The sequence below is a fragment of the Microbacterium sp. DT81.1 genome (genome assembly GCF_049844955.1).
Taxonomy (GTDB): Bacteria; Actinomycetota; Actinomycetes; order Actinomycetales; family Microbacteriaceae; genus Microbacterium.
This window is the reverse complement of sequence record NZ_JBNCMA010000002.1, coordinates 322,879-340,335: the sequence shown is the minus strand read 5'-3', so window position 1 is coordinate 340,335 and position 17,457 is coordinate 322,879. Positions and strand designations below refer to the sequence as shown.

The 17,457-nt window shown below is 65.2% G+C and carries 15 protein-coding genes; 8 read left to right on the top strand and 7 right to left on the bottom strand.

Annotated elements, in window-relative coordinates; genetic code table 11:
• The first annotated feature begins 156 nt into the window (after nt 1–156).
• The gene (locus tag ACLQ2Q_RS06770) at nt 157–1,242 is read left to right on the top strand and encodes a LacI family DNA-binding transcriptional regulator (RefSeq protein ID WP_425819285.1); all 1,086 of its coding nucleotides are present in this window, start codon (nt 157–159) and stop codon (nt 1,240–1,242) included.
• Nucleotides 1,243–1,458: 216 nt separating this feature from the next.
• Here the strand turns inward: ACLQ2Q_RS06770 and ACLQ2Q_RS06765 are convergent, their stop codons facing one another.
• Nucleotides 1,459–2,427, bottom strand: a complete 969-nt coding sequence (locus tag ACLQ2Q_RS06765) for an aldo/keto reductase (protein ID WP_425819283.1) — start codon at nt 2,425–2,427, stop codon at nt 1,459–1,461.
• A 122-nt stretch (nt 2,428–2,549) separates the two neighbouring features.
• On the opposite strand from ACLQ2Q_RS06765, the gene ACLQ2Q_RS06760 reads away from it, so the two are divergent.
• Together ACLQ2Q_RS06760 and ACLQ2Q_RS06755 are read left to right on the top strand one after the other, a co-directional pair.
• Entirely contained in the window at nt 2,550–3,713 is a 1,164-nt protein-coding gene (locus ACLQ2Q_RS06760; RefSeq protein ID WP_425819281.1) for a mandelate racemase/muconate lactonizing enzyme family protein, read from the top strand.
• Between the two features lie 42 nt (nt 3,714–3,755).
• Nucleotides 3,756–4,523 (top strand): FadR/GntR family transcriptional regulator, encoded by a 768-nt coding sequence (locus ACLQ2Q_RS06755; protein ID WP_425819279.1) that lies wholly within the window; start codon nt 3,756–3,758, stop codon nt 4,521–4,523.
• Nucleotides 4,524–4,971: 448 nt separating this feature from the next.
• Here ACLQ2Q_RS06755 and ACLQ2Q_RS06750 read toward each other — a convergent pair whose 3' ends face one another.
• The 6 genes from ACLQ2Q_RS06750 to ACLQ2Q_RS06725 form a co-directional block, all read right to left on the bottom strand.
• The gene (locus ACLQ2Q_RS06750; protein WP_425819277.1) at nt 4,972–7,086 is read right to left on the bottom strand and encodes a beta-galactosidase; all 2,115 of its coding nucleotides are present in this window, start codon (nt 7,084–7,086) and stop codon (nt 4,972–4,974) included.
• 219 nt (nt 7,087–7,305) lie between these two features.
• Nucleotides 7,306–9,411, bottom strand: a complete 2,106-nt coding sequence (locus ACLQ2Q_RS06745) for a right-handed parallel beta-helix repeat-containing protein (protein ID WP_425819275.1) — start codon at nt 9,409–9,411, stop codon at nt 7,306–7,308.
• Between the two features lie 298 nt (nt 9,412–9,709).
• Complete coding sequence (locus ACLQ2Q_RS06740) at nt 9,710–10,033, bottom strand: L-rhamnose mutarotase (RefSeq protein WP_425819273.1); 324 nt, start codon at nt 10,031–10,033, stop codon at nt 9,710–9,712.
• A 5-nt stretch (nt 10,034–10,038) separates the two neighbouring features.
• Nucleotides 10,039–10,953, bottom strand: a complete 915-nt coding sequence (locus tag ACLQ2Q_RS06735) for a carbohydrate ABC transporter permease (RefSeq protein WP_425819271.1) — start codon at nt 10,951–10,953, stop codon at nt 10,039–10,041.
• Nucleotides 10,940–11,869 carry a carbohydrate ABC transporter permease gene (locus ACLQ2Q_RS06730; protein ID WP_425819269.1) on the bottom strand — a complete coding sequence of 310 codons (930 nt, stop codon included), beginning with the start codon at nt 11,867–11,869 and terminating at the stop codon, nt 10,940–10,942. Before ACLQ2Q_RS06730 ends, ACLQ2Q_RS06735 begins: the two co-directional genes overlap by 14 nt.
• 45 nt (nt 11,870–11,914) lie before the next feature.
• Entirely contained in the window at nt 11,915–13,288 is a 1,374-nt protein-coding gene (locus ACLQ2Q_RS06725; protein ID WP_425819267.1) for an ABC transporter substrate-binding protein, read from the bottom strand.
• A gap of 144 nt (nt 13,289–13,432) precedes the next feature.
• Here ACLQ2Q_RS06725 and ACLQ2Q_RS06720 point away from each other — a divergent pair, with 144 nt between their 5' ends.
• From ACLQ2Q_RS06720 to ACLQ2Q_RS06700, 5 genes are all read left to right on the top strand, one after another.
• On the top strand, nt 13,433–14,455 hold the full coding sequence (locus ACLQ2Q_RS06720) for a zinc-dependent alcohol dehydrogenase (RefSeq protein WP_425819265.1): 1,023 nt from the start codon (nt 13,433–13,435) through the stop codon (nt 14,453–14,455).
• On the top strand, nt 14,452–15,210 hold the full coding sequence (locus tag ACLQ2Q_RS06715; RefSeq protein WP_425819263.1) for an SDR family oxidoreductase: 759 nt from the start codon (nt 14,452–14,454) through the stop codon (nt 15,208–15,210). The genes ACLQ2Q_RS06720 and ACLQ2Q_RS06715 overlap by 4 nt, the downstream gene beginning before the upstream one ends.
• Nucleotides 15,207–15,848 (top strand): bifunctional 4-hydroxy-2-oxoglutarate aldolase/2-dehydro-3-deoxy-phosphogluconate aldolase, encoded by a 642-nt coding sequence (eda, locus tag ACLQ2Q_RS06710; RefSeq protein ID WP_425819262.1) that lies wholly within the window; start codon nt 15,207–15,209, stop codon nt 15,846–15,848. The genes ACLQ2Q_RS06715 and eda overlap by 4 nt, the downstream gene beginning before the upstream one ends.
• A gap of 372 nt (nt 15,849–16,220) precedes the next feature.
• A complete protein-coding gene (locus ACLQ2Q_RS06705; protein ID WP_425819261.1) occupies nt 16,221–16,550 on the top strand; it encodes a PfkB family carbohydrate kinase in 330 nt (109 codons plus the stop codon).
• 34 nt (nt 16,551–16,584) lie between these two features.
• The gene (locus ACLQ2Q_RS06700; protein WP_425819260.1) at nt 16,585–17,439 is read left to right on the top strand and encodes an amidohydrolase family protein; all 855 of its coding nucleotides are present in this window, start codon (nt 16,585–16,587) and stop codon (nt 17,437–17,439) included.
• Nucleotides 17,440–17,457 lie beyond the last annotated feature (18 nt).

Below are 17,457 nucleotides of genomic sequence, written 5' to 3'. Positions count from 1 at the left end.
CCGAGTCGTGTCAAGGAATTTCGAAAAGTCCCTGTCCGAAGAGCGGTAATCGCAAGTCTCTTGTCGTGCAGCGGACGGCGGCCGGAACGCGGACCAGGAGCGCCGCTAAGCTTGCCGCACACGCACAGGCCGTGGGAGCCGGCGCAAGGAGGCGACATGAGTGCGACGCTGCACGATGTGGCCCGCGTGGCAGGCGTCTCGATCAAGACCGTGTCCAACGTCATCAACGACTACCCGCACGTGCGGGCGACGACGCGCGATCGAGTGCTCGTAGCCGTCAAGGAACTCGGATACCAGCCCAATCTCTCCGCTCGTGGCCTTCGTTCGGGAAAGACGGGCGTGATCGGGCTCGCGATCCCGTCGGTGCGAGAGGCGTACTTCGCCGAGCTGGCGGACTCGATCATCGTGGCCGCAGAGAAGCGGGGCCTGGGGGTGGTCGTCGATCAGACCAACGAGGTACGCGAGCATGAACTCGATGTCATCGCGGGTCGCCGACTTCGGCTGACAGACGGCATCGTCTTCAGCCCTGTTCATATCGGCGAGATGGATGCCGGGCTGCTCGACGTGCCGTTTCCTCTGGTCATCCTCGGCGAGAGCATCTTCGGCGGCCCCACCGATCACGTCACGATGCACAACGTGTCTTCCGCACAGGCGGCTGTCGAACACCTGCTGGGGCTCGGCCGTCGCCGGATCGCACTCATCGGTGCGGCCGATTCGGAGCCGGCGGATGCGGTGGGTTCGGCGACCCTGCGCGTGCGGGGGTATCGGCAGGCGCTCGCGGCAGCCGGGATCCCCGATGATCCCGACCTCATCCGCTCCGCCGGCAAGTGGCGTCACGAGAACGGCGCAATCGCCACACGCGCCCTGATCGCCTCGGGGACATCGTTCGACGGGCTCTTCGCTCTGAACGACACTCTGGCCATCGGCGCTCTGCGCGCTCTGGGCGAAGCCGGTGTGCGGATACCCGACGACGTCGCCATCATCGGCTTCGACAACACCGATGCGACACGCTTCTCGCTCCCCTCCCTATCGAGCGTGGACCCAGGACGCGACGATATCGCCGAGTTTGCGGTCGAGATGCTCGTCGAGCGCATCGCAGAGAAGGGCGAGAGGATGCCGCCCCGGCGCATCAAGCCGAACTTTCGCATCGTGGGCCGGGAGTCGACGGGCTTCCCACACGTCAGCCAGCCTGCGGAGCAGCAACAGCCGTTCCCTGCGCGCTCGCTTCGACCCGAGGCTTAACGAAAAAAGTGCCGATGCTTCGGCACTTTCTTCCGTCACTGTCTCAACACAGTGTGCGCTCGAAGGGACTCGAACCCCCAACCTACTGATCCGTAGTCATCGGCTACGGAGCTGACATCCGCGCTATTCCGCGCCATATCGGTGCTGGTGCACACATGCGTGCACACATCCGGGCGGGGGCGACAAACGGCGACAGCGCACTTCTTCTCCGCGCGGTCAGCACTCGATCAACCTCCGTTCGAGGAGTTCCTCCCACAAATCTCGGGGAGGCTGCCCGTCGTAACGTTGGAGGGTGGACCCGATCTGACCTGCGCCGCGGGCACCCACCACGACTGAGACCACGGCACTTTCGCGCAACGGGTACGCAATAGCAGCCTCGGGAAGTGTTGTTCCGAATTGCTCGCAGACATCTGCGATCAAGTTCGCCTTCGCGATGATGTCGTTCGTCGCTCCCGCGTAGTCGAAGCGCGCATCGGCGCGAGGGCGAGGGGTACTGAGCAGGCCCGAGTTGTAGATGGCCGCCGCGACCACGGCGACGCCTCGTTCCCTCGCGATCGGGAGCAGATCCCTCCCGGCCGACTGGTCCAGGAGAGTGTAGCGGCCGGCGACCATCATGACGTCTACATCGCACCGTCGCACGAATTCAGCGAGCATTGCGCTCTGGTTCATGCCTGCCCCGATCGCCGAGATCATGCCCTGCTCACGCAGTTCGACGAGGGTGTCGATGCCGTTGGTCGAGGCTTCCTCCCAGTGGGCATCGGGATCGTGCAGGTACACGATGTCGAGGCGATCCATCCCCAACCGCTGCAGACTTCCCTCCACCGAGCGAAGGATCCCGTCGCGCGTGAAGTCCCATCGCCTGCGCAGGCGGCTCGTGACGATGAATCCATCGTCATCAGGACGTTGCTGCCCATCAGCGTCTTCGACTAGCAGCCGTCCGACCTTGGTGGACACGACGAACTCGTTGCGCGGCCGCGAACGCAGCGCCTCTCCCAGCCTGCGTTCGGACAATCCCAGCCCGTAATGGGGCGCCGTGTCGAAGTAGCGGATCCCTGCGTTCCAGGCGGCGTCCACCGTCGCATGAGAGACGTCGTCGTCGATCTCGCGGTGGAGGTTGCCGAGCTGAGCCGCACCCAGCCCGAGTTCGGTCAGCGCGGGGGTCCGCCTGTGTCCACGCGTCTTCATATCCGCCTGCCCCTGTTCCGCATCGATCGCGCACGTCTTTCCTTTGTCCAACCCATTATAGACACTGAACATATGATGTATGCTGTTTATGCTTAAGGCTCCACCCAGAGATCAAGGACGATATGAAGATCACCGGCTACCGATGCGTACGCACGTTCCGCGACTGGGGCCGGCCGATCGGCGACGTCAACGGGTTCCTGAAGCACGGCGTGACGGACGTGCCGATCGTGATCCTCGAGACCGACGAAGGCATCGAAGGGGTAGGAACGGGATCCGACCAGAACCTCGAGCAGCTCTTCCCGGCTCTTGAGGGAGAAGACCCGCGGGCGGTGACGACCCTGTACGACCGGATGCTGGCGCGTGTGTTCAAGGCCGGGCACAACGGTGCGACATTCGGCGCGATCGGCACCCTGGACATGGCACTGTGGGATCTCAAAGCCAAGATCGCCGGCGAGCCGCTGTGGCGCACGCTCGGAGCGCGTGATCGATTCGTGGAGGGATACGCCTCCGGACTTGACATCGCCCTGAAGGACGAGGAACTCGCTCGGTTCTACGCCGCCATGGCAGACCGTGGCTTCACGAGCGGAAAGCTCAAAGGGGGCCTCGACCTCGGGGCGGACCTTCGCCGTCTGCGTATCCTCGAGGACGCTCTTCAGCGCAACTCGCGCGCGCCCGCCCTCATGCTCGACGCCAACGAGTCCTGGAATCTGAAGCAGGCCGTCCGTTACGTATCGGCGATCGAGCGCGAGATCGATCTCACTTGGATCGAAGAGCCTCTCCGTCGCTGGGACGCTCCCGGACACGCGCGCCTGTCCAACTCAATCCGAGCAGCTGTGGCAACCGGCGAGAATCTCTCCGGCCTCGAGCAGTTCCGCCCGCTCCTGGACGCCAACGGCGTCGACGTGGTGCAGGTGGGCTGCACGTGGGGCGTGACCCACTTCCTGCGGGTCGCGGCGGTCGCTCACTCCCGCGATCTGCCGATCAGCCCCGTCGGGCTGACGACCAACCAGGCGGTTGCGCACGCCGCGGCATCCGTCCCCAACCACCTCTCGACCGAGGTGCAGGACCTTGGTGCACCGTTCGGGCTCACGATCGACCAGGAGATCGTCGATGGAGGCATCGTGCTCGGCAACAACCCAGGCCACGGCGTGGCAGTCGACGAAGTCGCGATCGAGAGCAACCAGCGCTCAGCCAGCTGGCTCCTCACGGAGGGCCCGCACGTGCGCCCGGCGCGCGCCGGCCTTCGCCTCGTCACCGACACCGGCCGCCGCGAAGGCGCGTCATGACGGCGCCCCCGTATCCGGATCCTGCGCGGCTAGGCTGACGGCATGAGTTCAGCCCTCAACGCCTCCAGCGATGCGTCAGCGGTATTCGGCGACTCAGCGCGACGCACCCCCTCGGCCCGACTGGGCGTGGCCGTGGTGCACGATCTCGTGACAGCGATCGTCAACGGCGAGGTTGCTCCGGGCCAGACGCTCCCACCGGAGGAAAAGCTCGCACAGCATTTTGGAGTCAGCCGAACGGTGGTCCGCGAGTCCGTCAAGCGCGTCGAAGAGAAGGGCCTCATCGCGGTGGCGCCCGGTCGCGGAACGACGGTGCAGCCGACGACCTCCTGGAACATCCTGGATCCCGTCGTGCTCTCGGTCATGCTCGAGAACGACGACGCGCTCGGAGTGCTCGATGATCTGGCGGTCATCCGAGGCTCTCTTGAAGGTGAGATGTCGGCCGAGACCGCCCGGCGCCGGTCAGAGGAGGAGCTCGCTCTCATCCACACGGCGCTCACCACGATGGAGCAGCACGTCCATGACCCGGACGTGTTCCCGCAAGCGGACGTCGACTTCCACTTCATCGTCATGACCCTCTCGGGCAACCAGCTCGCGAGCAACATCACGAAGATCCTCTTCCAGCGCGCCCGCAGCAGCAGTCGCTTCACCGGCCACCAGTCCGTGGATGCCCACGCGCTCACCCTCGAAGAGCATCGGCGCGTCTACGAAGCGATCGCCGCCGGTGATGCCGAGGCGGCACAAGCGGCGATGCGCGCTCACATCATCGACTCCTGGCAGCGCCGTCGTCTCCCGACCCAGCGCAAGCCCTGACATCTATCACTGGGTCGCGGTGCCAGGCCTCGATTGAAATCTGCCAGTTTCCGCCCGTTGCGCGCTCCGTCAGGAGGCCCTGGCACGGCGCGGTCGGGGACCATCACTTCTGTTTGAGCGGATCGGCAGACGGAACGGTTTATTCACTGCTGACGACCTTTCCCATCGCGGCTCGTCTGCGGCGGGACCGTTGGCGGCCGCCCCGCCCTCGGCCCCCGGCACCGCACGGGGGAGGGCGGGTGATTCGGTCTGCTGTCGCTCGCGTTGCACGGATCGGGGCCCCCGCCTGACGGCGCAGGGAATGACATAATCGCGACGACACCAGGTGGGTCGGCGTCGGGTGAAGACAGCGTTGATAATTTGACTTCGCGATAACGCGGGCGGCGCGGCGGCCGGCGAGCGGCTCCACGACCCATTCGCCCAGGATGCAGTTGCTTCGCCCTCGCTTCTACTCCAGAAGGACGCGGACGTCCCACGGCCCCAACTCGACGAGCGAACCAGCTTCAAGAGGCTCGGTGGACAAGAGATCCGTGACGTCGGCCGGCAATCTCATCGAGCAGGCATCCCACGACCAGTTGTGCAGCACTCGCAGCCGACGACCTGCGGCCGTCGTCGCGGAGGTCGCCGTGACCGAACCGGTCGTCAGCGAGGTCCAGGCGTCCCTGTCAGCTGGCACCGCCCAGGACACCAACGCAGCCGACAGTTCGGCATTGGGCACGGTACCAACGACGGTGATGCGCCCGAGACCAGCCTCAACGGTGGTGACCGCCGGGTACAGGCCGAACGCGGGGTGCTGATATCGAGCGAGGATCTGGACGGAGTCGTCCCAGACCTGCAAGTAGTCGACCCATGCTGCGCCAGCGGCGGCGGCAGGCAACTCCAGTGCGCCGTCGGCGCCCGTCACGCGGACCGGTGCCGCCAGGTTGCTGAACTCCTGGTAGCTGACGCCGGCGGTGGCGGCGAGCCGCGCCGGCTTGACCTCGGCGCGCGCTCGGGCCTCTGTGTCCGCATATCCAGTGCGCGGTCCAAGAACGAGGTGTCCGCCCGCCTCAGCGTAGTCGCGCAACCACTCGAGCAGCGCGTCGCTGGCCACGTAAAGCGCAGGCGCCAGCAGGACGGGCAGCTCGGCGGCGACCTCGGCCGGTTCGCGGAGCCGCGTGCCGACGCCCTGTTCGACCACCTGGACGTCATGGACTATTCGCACCGGCGCACCGGCGTCGAACGCTCCCTGGTAGAAGGCGTGCACAATTCGCTGGTAGCTTCCGGGATCCGCGGAGCCGTCGCTGCGGGCCAGCGACGGCTGACCTTCGAGGCCCCACTTTGACTCGTTGGACCATAGCAACCCTACGGTGGCGTCAGGGACGAGTCCGCTCAGGTGATCCTGGGCGGATTTGATCTCTGCACCCAGCTCGGCCAGCTGCTCATAGACCCGCCCGGGCCTCTGGTCATGGGGAAGGATCCCGACCCAGAACGTCTCGGTACCGAAGTGCAGTGTGTGCCAATGCCAGTACTCGAGCATTCGTGCGCCCCGCGCGATCATCGCCCAAGCTACTTGTCGCCATTGACCATCGAACGCGGGCGCGTTCTCGGCCGGACCGCCGATTGCCCCGGCATTCGTCTCGGTGACGAGAAACCGCGCCTGCTTCGAGGAGTAGATCCGGTCTGCACTGTGGAATATCGCCGAAGGCCCGCTTGTAGTCCAGCTTTGCGCGAGATGTTCTGCGGATGGTAATGCGAGACCGTCCTGCATCGCGTAGTAGGGATTGCCCGCGGTGACGTCCAGCGCTGTTGTCAGCTCCGGATCCTGTACTCCCGGCCGATCGTAAGCGATGCATGTGGTCACGAATTTCTCGGCGCCCGCAATTTCACGAACGATCTGTGCCTGCCAGCCTATGAATTCGGTGACCAATCGGGCTTGGAACTTCCGCCAAGCAAGATCGTACTGGGGTTGGGCGTTGTTGTCCGGTCGCCAGAGATCCGCCCAGGTCGTCAGCCGATGGGACCAGTAAACGAGTCCCCACTCCCGGTTCAGAGTCTCCACGTCGCCGTAGGTCCGGCGCAGGTCGTCGACAAAGGCTTGAAATACACCCTCGTTGTGCAGCAACTCGAAACCGGGCTCGTTGTCCACCTGGAACCCGATCACTGCAGGATGGTCGTGGTAGCGTCCGACGACGGCGCGGATCACCCGCTCCGCGTGGAAGCGGTAGGCGGCGTGCGTCAGGTCCATCTCTTGACGGGCCCCCCACCCGATACGTTCTCCCGTGCGTCGCTCTCCGGCGATCTCGGGATACTTTCGGGTCAACCATGGGGGTACGGCATAGGTGGGCGTACCCAGCACTACGGCGATCCCACGCGAATGCGCGCCGTCTAGGACTGGCCGCAGCCAGTCAAGGTCGAACACTCCATCTTCTGGCTCCCAGGTGGCCCACGTGGACTCGCCGACCCGGATCACGGTGAACCCCGCTTTCTGCATGAGGTCGAGGTCTTGGTCAAGCCGAGGGGAGAGTTGGTACTCGTGGTAGTACGCGGCGCCGAAGAGCACGCGGTTGTCAATGTCTGCCATGCAACGAGGTCCTAATCTGGCTGGAGGGGTAGGTGAGACGCGACGGCGCCAATCGTGGTCACTCTTCGCTCCTGGTCATCGTCGAAGTCATCGTCGGAACCGGTTCGAAGGTGCCACACGTTACCGCGCGTGCCTTGGTCGCCAAGACTCCGCCGCAGCGAGGCGCCCCCGCATCAGGCACGTCGCGGGGGCGCCTCGCCGGCAGTGCCGGCAGCTGCGCTACTGGGTCGCGGCCTCCGCGACGGCTTCGCACCGCGGGTCGATACCGTCGAGGTTGACGTTGAGCTCCGTGCGGTACTCGGGCTCGACGCCCGCCGCGCAGATGACCTCCAACGCGCCGCTGGGCCAGTTGTTGCCGTTGACCCGAACGTTGTCGATCAGCCGGTTGTTGCGCTGTTCAGCGTTGGGCATCTGGGCACCGCCCGAGTTGTACCAGTTCTCCTGGAACGTATTGTCGTTGGTGCCGTTACCGGCGCTGTACGCGTTGGTGAACACCCATGGGTTCGCGCCGCTCAGGACATTGTTCCGGGCGAGGATGCCGCGGCTGCCTTCGTCCAAGTAGAGGCCGACACCGGAGACGTTATACAAGTAGTTCTTCTCGATTACCGTCCCTGGGCTCGCCGAGAGATTGTAGATGTTGCCGGAGTCAGCGAAGTCGCCTTTGATATCGTGCACAAGGTTGCCCGCGATCAGGTTGTCCTTCAGCGTCGTCGGCGTCTGATAAAGCGGGTTGTACTGGTAGTACCCGCGGCGGAGGTACTCCTGAGAGCCGCCTGCGTCGTTGATCCCCCATCCGTAGCCGGTGTCGATTGCGTAGGCGAGGTCACTGATCTCGTTGTTCACGATCTGCGCCCTGGTCACGTAGGTGCTGAGAATGCCGGTGGTGTCCTGGTACTCCACCGCGACGTCGCTGATCGTGTTGTTCGCCATGAGGATGTCCTGGTTTGTCATCCGGGGGTCGCTCGGGTGATGGGCGTCCGCCCGAATCCCGCCCACGTTCAATGCGTGCGCACCGATCTGGGTGAACACGTTGCCGACTACGTCGATGTTGCTCGCGCCGAGCCCGATTCCGGTGAACATCGCGTTGTCGTCGTTGCCGATGCCGAGGGCCGCCGACCCGAGGTTGCGGAAGGTGTTCCCGGCGAACGTGATGTTATCGGCGGCGGACACCTGCACGCCGGAGGGGATCTGGTCCCACGTGTTGCGCGTCCGCTCGTACGGATCACACCCGCGGCTGCAACTGGTGAAGGCGTCGGCGGGGCGGTAATCGTACGTGCCCTTGATGTAGCCACCAATCTGCTGACTGACGTACCCCTCGGCCGAAGAGGGGCCGAGCCAGGAGGTCCCCGTGAAGGTGAGACCGCTGAACTCCAGATTGGACACGGGGTCGTCGTAGGTGCCGCCGACGCTGATAAGTGTTTCCAGCCGTGGGAGCTCGATGTCGAGGTCCTGGGGGTTCACGCCGTCCGCGGGCTTGTAGTAGAGCTTTCCTGCGTGGGGGTCGACGTACCACTCCCCCGCCTCATCGATGAAATCGAGCGAGTTCGCCAGGAACCACGTTGAATCGGCGAGCAGCGAGTTCTGCACCGTGTCCCAGCCCCACGTGTTGTTGTCCCAGGCGGGCTGGGTCATCGTGATCGTGTTGCCCTCGATGCTCTGCACCGGGGAGTAGCGGTCGGTGAAGTCGCCAAGCGACTCGAATTCGATCCGGTCCTGGTCCGGCAGGTCCGCCAAATAGGCGAGCGAGGGATTGTTGATCGTCATCCCTGTTGGGGTGAGCGTCAAGTCGGTCAGCTCCAGGCTGGTCGAGGCCCGCGGAGCGGCTATGCCGTCGACGTAGAGCTGCCGGGTCTCGAAGCCGGTCGGCGTGTCTGCGACGTAGATGTTCGCGGCCTCGTCATACGTCTGCCAGCCTGTGAGCTGCGTCGATCCTGTGATCTCGGGGTCCGCGCCTCGAGCAGCCGTCCAGCGTACGGTGCGCCCATTCTGGCCGCCGTCCTCCGCGCGGAACTCGAGCGGGCTGTCGATGCGGTAGGTGCCGTCGGCGAGGACGACGGTGACATCGCCCTTCCCCTTAGCGGCCGTGTGTTGCACGACGCCCTGCACGTGCTCCAGCGAGCACGGGTGCTGCTCCTGGCACTGCCCCTGGTCGCGGCCGTCGGGTGACGCGTAGTAGACACTGTCCTTGTCCGGTGGTGCAGCCTGGGCGGCTGGTATGCCCAGACCGCTCAGGAGTAGGGCTGCCGCGCCGGCAGATCCGGCAGCCGCTTGCCACCGGCCCTTCCTTCGCCCAGGGAGTTCGCGCGTGGGTGACGTCAATGTCATGGCTGTTCGCTTCCGTGATGGTGAGGAGGGATATTTTGACCTTGTTGTAGAAAATCATACGTATGACGTATGCGCAAGACCCATCTTGGGGTCATCGCGGTTCGCTTCGACGCGCTCCCCTGCGGTGCGCGCCAGGCCCTCGTGCCGCTACCCCGCCAACGGTCCTCCGGATCGGAGGCGGGCAGATTTCCACCCTTCGTCGACACGGCGATCGAGATCCTCGTCCCGTCCCGCCGTCTGCCGACCAATCGCAGAATTCGCGCGAGCGTGCTGGCGCACGTCCAGCAGGGCGCCGCCATCAGTCGAGGTGCCAGGCCTCCTCTAGCGGCTGCCAGTTCGGCACGTCCGCATCCGCTGTCAATGGCACCTGACACGGCGCAGTGCGAGCCCACCACTCCTGGGTCAGGGGGTCACCTGCCATCCGCTGCTGATCGGCGTCGAAGTCGTCGCCGATGTACTCGTAGTAGCCAAAAAGGATGTCTTCGATCACGTAGATCGAGAAGTTCCGGATGCCGCACTGCGTGATCATCGCCTCCACGCCCGGCCATACTTCGCGATGGAGAGCCAGGTACTCCTCGCGCTTGCCCGGTCGCACGCGGCACACCATCGCGTATCTCTGCATCCGCCTCAGCCCTTCGTTCCGCCGGCAGTCATTCCGGATACCAGGAATCGCTGCGAGAACAGGAAGATGATCAACACGGGTGCGACCGAGATGATTGTCGCCAGCGCGAGCGTCGGCAACTCGATCGTCACGGTACCGGCCGCCGTGGGGTTGAAGAGCGGGACGTTCGAGAGCAGCTCGGCGAGTCCCACCTGAATCGGCGCCTTCCTGCCGGGCACCATCACGAAGGGCAGGAAGTAGTTGTTCCAGTTGCCGACGAAGTTGAAGAAGCCGACCAGGGCGATCACGGGGGTTGCCAGGGGCATCGCGACTCCCCAGAAGACCCGGAACTCGCTGGCTCCGTCGATGCGGGCGGCATCCAAAAGGTCTCGGGAGACGCTGGTGGAGAAGTAGATATAGGTGAGGTAGACGCCGAACGGGAAGAACGAGAACGGCAGGATGACCGACAGTGGGTTGCCGATCAGCCGCACGGCGCTCAGCTCGAGGAAGATCGGAAGCACCAGGGCAGTGTTGGGAATGAGCATCACGACCAAGGTCGTGATGAGGAGCGCACGACGTAGGCGGAAGTCGATCAACGCCAGGGCGTAGCCTGCCGGGATGCTGACGACGAGCGTGAGGACGAGCGCCGCTCCGGTGTAGAAGGCGGCGTTTCCCAACCACGTCCAGACGATGCCGTTCTGGAACGCCGACAGGCTCTGCCAGTTCTCGACGAGCGTGCCGATACCCCCAAACATGAACGGGTTCTCGGTCAGCAGCTGCAGAGGTGTCTTCGTAGGTGCCAGCAGTAGCCAGATCAATGGCAGCACGAAGAACACTACGAAAACCAGCGCTATGACGATGGCGAGCGCGCGTCCGAGCCAGCCGCGTGGGGAACTCGCCCTGCGGTGATCACGGGTCAGTACTGCGTTAGTCGCGCTCAAAGAGACCTCCACGGAAGACGAAGAACGCGGCCAGGCCGAGAGCGACCACGAGAAGGATGAGGGAGATCGCCGCGGAGCCGTTGAAGTCGTTCTGACGGAACGCGTACAGATAGGCGAGCTGGTTCAATGAATAGTCGGCGGGCACGACGCCCTTGCTGGCTTGAGAGAGGACGCGCGGCTCGACGAAGAGCTGCGTTCCCGCCGCAAGCGTCATTATTCCCATGTACGAGATCCACTTTCGCAGCAGTGGCAGCTGGATATACCAGGCGGTCTGGACCGCACCGGCGCCATCGACGCGTGCCGCCTCCATCACTTCCTGACTGATGTTGTTGAGCGCTCCGTACATGATGACGATCCACCCACCGGCGCCGGCCCAGAAGGCGATGATGGTGAAGATGACCGGAAGATTCTCGATCGAGACGGTCTCGACGAAGCTGTCCAAGCCGAGAGCGCCCAGGATCCCGGAGACGGGGCTGACGGAAGGATCGAGGAGGAACAGCCACAGCATCACGCTGGACGCGCCGGCGAGTGCCCCGGGGATGTAGTACACAAACCGCGTCGACATCGACAGCCACCGAGCGCCGAACCCGTGAACGATCAGGGCAAGCAAGACGACGAAGATCGTCTGGAAGGTCACCCACATGACCACGTACACGGCGACGTGCTGCGCGGCGGGCCAGAATCGGTAGTCGTTGAACACCCTCACGAAGTTGTCGACACCGACGAAGGCCCCCTCGTGGGTGAACGCCAGGAAGATGGCGTACAGGGTAGGAACCAGGCCGAACAGGACCAGCAGGATGCCGTATCCCGCACTGAAGGTGTAACCCATTCGCGACTGCGCGCGGTTCGGGTTCTTGCGTCTGGTGCGGGGCTCCCCCCGCCGGCCGTCCAGCTGGCCGACGACGGGAGCCGTCACGTTGGAAATTGCGATGAGCTTCTTCTTTCAGTGATGAGCGATCGTTTACTGGGCGACGGTGTAACCCTGAACCTGCGCCTCGTTCTCCATCTCCTTCTGCCACTCGGGCACGACCGACTCGATCGTGTCACCGGTAGCGAGCGCGGGCAGGACGACCTTCGCATATGCGGTCTCGGCGCTGAAGCTCGGGTAGCCCCAGCCGGTCCACACCTGGCTCGCAGCATCCACCACCGTCTGCTCGAATTCTCCGACGAAGTATCCGCCACTGGCCTGCTTCGCGATCCACTGCTCAGCCGCGTCGGCGTAGGCGGGGTAGCCGCCCGCCAGTTCCACCTGGTACTCGTCCGAACTCGTCACGAACTCCATAAAGGTCTTGACCGCTTCGAGGTTCTTCGTGTGGCTGGATGCGATCCACGTGCCGCCGCCCACGTTGCCTGTGCCGATCTCCTCGGCTTCCCAGTGCAGAGGTGTGCCGGCGCCAAGCTGGCCGGCCGGAACGTTGAGGCTGTCGGGGTTCTGGAAGAGGGCTCCGGTGAACCAGACCGGTCCCGGCATGCCCAGCACCTTGCCCTGGTTCTTCTGCACGAAGTCCGCGCTGAACACGCTGTCCTCGGTCAGAGTGCCGTTCTCAACCATGTGGTCGAGCAGCTCAGTCATCTTCTGTGAGTTGTCGGCCGAGAAGTCGCTGCTGAACGTGTCGCCGTCCAGCTGGAAGACGGGTGCCTGAGCGCCCCAGTAGTAGACCATCATGCCGAGGAACGCGTCGCCGACGGAGCCAAGGATGTAGCCGGGGTGGTCCGCAGCGAGGGAGTCACTCAGCTCCGCATATTCCTCCCAGGTCGTGGGGATCTCGTAACCGAACTGGTCGAACAGGGTCTGGTCGTACCAGAAGACCGACTGGGCCAGGTCGTTGCGCAGCCCGTAAACGGTTCCGTCGACCGTGAGCGGGTCGAGCGATCCCGGCGTGAAGCCGTCGAGGAACTCCTGGTCGAACCACCCCTCGTTGACGGGGGCCGCGAAGGCCTGAACGCCGTTGGTCTCCTTGGAAGCCCACGACGCGTCGTTGTTCTGAGTAGAGAAGACGACGTCGGGCCACCCCTCGCCCGCCTGATCGAACAGGGCGATCTTCGTCTGCAGACTCCCCGAGCCGCTCGCGTTCCCGTCATACGTCTCGACGTTGATGTCGATCTCCGGGTGAGCTGCCTGGAAGGCCTCGGTCGCGGGTTCGCGGGAGGCGTCGACCCACACGGTGATGGCGCTGTCGGGATCCTGCTCGGCAGGAGTGAAGCCGAGCTCGGAGTTGTCTCCGCCGCCGCCGGTGCCGCCCGAGCAGGCGGTGAGCGCGACCACTGCAAACACCGAAGTGGCGAGAGTGAGTGATCGAGCGAGGCGGGAGAAGCGGCGCTGCCGTGATGCCATTTTCGCGTCCTTACTTGTCGACGTCGTTGACGACTCGTCGCCGAATGACGACTGCCGACGCCAGTAGATCATACATGTGACCTATTAGCAACGACTCCTCGTTGGAGTGTATCTTTCATATGACGTCATACCCATAGGAGAGACATGCGTACATTGCAGTACATCGCCCAGCGCACCGTTGTGATGGCCGATGCAGAACCGTCTCCGCCCGGCGCGGGGGAAGTCCAGATCGGCGTAGCCTTCGCCGGGTTGTGCGGCACCGACCTTCACATCTTCCACGGCCACATGGACGCGCGTGTGAGCAGACCGCTCATTTTCGGTCACGAGATGAGCGGTGTCATCACCGCCGTCGGACCGGACGCGACTGAGTGGAGTGTCGGCGAGCGGGTCACCGTCATGCCTCTCTCCTGGGACAACGTGTGCCCCGCCTGCCGTGCAGGGAATGAGCACATTTGTCAGAATCTCGACTTCATTGGCATCGATTCCCCTGGCGCTCTCCAGGAGGAGTGGAACGTTCCCGCGTCCACACTCGTACGTCTGCCGTCATCGCTGCCACTTGAGGTCGCAGCGCTGGTGGAACCCGTCGCCGTGGCGGTGCACGATGTGCGCCGCTCGGAGCTCGCCGACAGCGACCGCGTCGTGGTTATCGGCGGCGGCCCCATCGGCGCGCTCATCGCGTCTGTTGCGCGCCACGCCGGCGCCGACGTCGTGGTGATCGAAGTCGACGAGCGGCGTCGTTCGCAGATCTCCGACCTCGGCTTCGCAACGATCGATCCCCGCGCCACAGACCAGACCGCATGGGTCGAGGAGTGGACCGATGGCGCGGGCGCGGATGTCGTCTTCGAAGTCTCGGGCGCAGCTGCCGCCGTCGCCGGAGCGACTGGCCTGGCCAAGGTACGAGGCACCATCGTCATCGTCGCCATCCACCCGCAGCCCCGCGAGCTCGATCTGCAGCGCGTCTTCTGGCGTGAACTGCGCATCCTCGGCGCTCGGGTCTACCGCCGGGAAGACTTCGAGCGCGCCGTCGAACTCCTTGTAGAAGGCGCGATCCCGACCGACGCCATCATCACGCGCATCGTCGACCTCAGCGAAGCGCAAGAAGCGTTCAGCGACCTCGAGAACGGTCGCGCCATGAAGGTGCTCGTGAAGGTCGGGGACGTCTCATGACCGCCCGTCTGTTCGACCTGACGGGCACGCTCGCCGTGGTGACGGGCGCCCGCCGAGGAATCGGACGCGCCATGGCCGAGGCCCTCGCTGACGCCGGCGCGGACATCATCGGCGTGAGCGCAAGTCTCGTCCCGGGCAGCGACGTGCAGACCTCCATCGAAGCCAAAGGGCGTTCGTTCGATGCCATCGCATGCGATTTCGCCGACACGGCCGCCGTCGATGCGCTCGGTAGGAGACTGGCGGAACGCGCCCCAGACATCCTTGTCAACAACGCCGGGACGATCGAACGCGCACCCGCCGCCGTGCACAGCCGTGACGCCTGGGACCGCGTCCTGCAGGTCAACCTCTCGAGCCAGTTCGCGCTCAGTCAAGCGGTCGGCGCGTCGATGCTCGAGCGAGGAAGCGGAAAGATCATCTTCACGGCCTCGCTTCTGAGCTTCCAGGGAGGAATCAACGTGCCTGGCTATGCCGCGGCGAAGTCCGGCATCGCAGGGCTGACGAAGGCCTTCTCGAACGAATGGGCATCGCAGGGGATCAACGTCAACGCAATCGCCCCCGGATATATCGCGACGGACAACACGGCCGCATTGCAAGCCGACGAGGACCGCTCTCGCAGCATCCTCGAGCGGATCCCGGCCGGACGCTGGGGACGCGCCGACGACCTTGCGGGCGCCACCATCTTCCTCGCCTCCCGCGCCTCGGACTACATCAACGGCATCGTGCTCCCCGTCGACGGCGGGTGGCTGGGCAGATGACCGGGAGTGTGCTGGAATCGTCGCCCGTGATCCCCGGCGTCGTCACTGAGGACGCCGCGGCCGCCCCGGCTCTCGCCGCTGCGCTCCTGCGCGGAGGCATCCGATGTGCCGAGATCACGCTTCGCACGCCGGCCGGGCTCGACGCGATCCGCGCGATCGCCCGAAACAGCGACCCAGGATTCACCGTCGGGGCGGGAACCGTGCTCGACGTCGATCAGTTCGACGCAGCCGTTGCAGCGGGTGCCGCATTCGTCGTGAGCCCCGGACTCGACCCCGCAATCGTCGAACGTGCAAACAGCCGCGGCATCGAGGTGCTGCCCGGCGTCGCGACTGCGACCGAGGTACAGTATGCGCGACGGCTGGGAGTGCGCACCGTCAAGTTCTTTCCGGCCGACCGGCTCGGTGGTCTCGCGACGATCTCCGCATTCGCCGCCCCGTTCTCGGACATGGCGTTCGTTCCCTCGGGCGGAGTGTCGACGGCGAACATGGCCGACTACCTCGCACACACCTCGGTGCCGGCGGTGAGCGGCAGCTGGATGGTCGCGCGGAAGCTCGTCGTGGGCCGGGAGTTCGACCGGATCGAGGCGTTGAGCCGCGAGGCGATGAGCATGTCTGGGACGCAGAGGACTGGAGGATGAGGAGCGATCGTGTCGGGCTCATCACCCTCGGCGAGACGATGGGCGTCTTCCGGCCGACCGGGATCGGGCGAGTGGGCGCGGATGCGGTCGGCCGCAAGGTGCTGCGCGATCTCCGCGCTGAGTCGGTGCGCGTCCGAGTCGCTGTCGACACGAATGCCGGCACCGGACTCATGACGAAGGAGCAACGAGTCCCGGGCGCTCCGCCGTGCACTACGCCCGCACGGACAGCGCCGGGACCGGCTTTCCCCCGCAGACATCGCCGACTCGGATGTTGCGGGAGCCTCCGTGCTACACATCACGGGGACACGCCTACTCTGTCCGCATCGGCAGCCGCCGCCGTGGAGGCGGCAATCGACATCGCTCAGGCGTCGGATGTGCCCGTCTCATTCGACGTCAATCACCACGCCTCGCTCCGGCGCCACGGCGACGCGCCTTCCGTCCATCGTCGACTGCCTGCGTTCCAAGACGGCGAGTTCGTCGCGCGCGCCAGTGGCCGTCCCCGTCATCGATACGGTGGGAGCCGGAGACGCCTTCGAGGCGGGCCATCTCTGCGAGGCGATCAATGGCGCAGAACCTCGAGACTGTCTCGACCTCGCCGTACGGACAGGCGCCTTCGCCTGTCTCGCACCTGGAGACTGGGAAGGGTATCCGCGTCGCGACGAACTCGGCCTCCTCGATTCGTCCGAACCTGTCACTCGCTAGCGTCCACTGACCCCGAAAGAAGACGGCGCCTCTGATGACCCTCGTCGATTCCCACGTACACGTCTGGGACCCGCGCCGCCTCGCTTACGCCTGGCTCTCGGAGACCGGGCTCGACCGGGCAATGCTCCCTCCCGAGGTGGATCGTGTGGCCACCGTGCCCACTGAGATGGTCTTCGTCCAGGCATCCGACGGCGACCCGCTCGCCGAAGCGAGGTGGGTCGACCAGCTCACCTGGCCGGAGCTGATTGCGATCGTCGCGGGCGCAGACCTGACTCGTGAGCCGCAAGACGTCGAGGCGCACCTCGCAGCGCTCGCCGAGATCCCTCGAGTTGTCGGGGTGCGACATCTGCTCCAGGACACCGCTGTGGCGGACTTCGCCGCGGTGAGCGAAGGACTGCGCATCCTGGAGTCCCACGGCGGAACCTTCGATGCCTGCATCCGCCACACCCAGCTGCCCGCGCTCACAGACCTTCTCGATCCAGTCCCGGGTCTGACTGTCGTGCTCGACCACCTGGGCAAACCGCCGGTCGACGCCGGCATCGACAGTCCGGACGGGCGACGGTGGTCCGAGCAGATCGGCATCCTCGCTGCGCGTCCGCGGACATACGTGAAGCTCTCGGGACTCGCACCCGAGTCCTCGGGTGCCGCCGCCTTCGCCCAGAACGCGGACGCCTTCATCGGCCGTGCCCTGGAGGCGTTCGGGGCGCAACGGGCGATGATCGGCAGCGATTGGCCGGTCAGTTCTCACTTCGGCGTCGGCGTCACGATGATGGAATGGGCCGTGCGGGTCGAGCGCCTCGTCGGCACGACGGACTGGCCGGCGGTATCCGGTACGACAGCGCGATCGGCCTACCTCCCCGGTGGTGCGTCCCCGCTGCGCATTCACTGACCCTGCGGACTCCAGGCT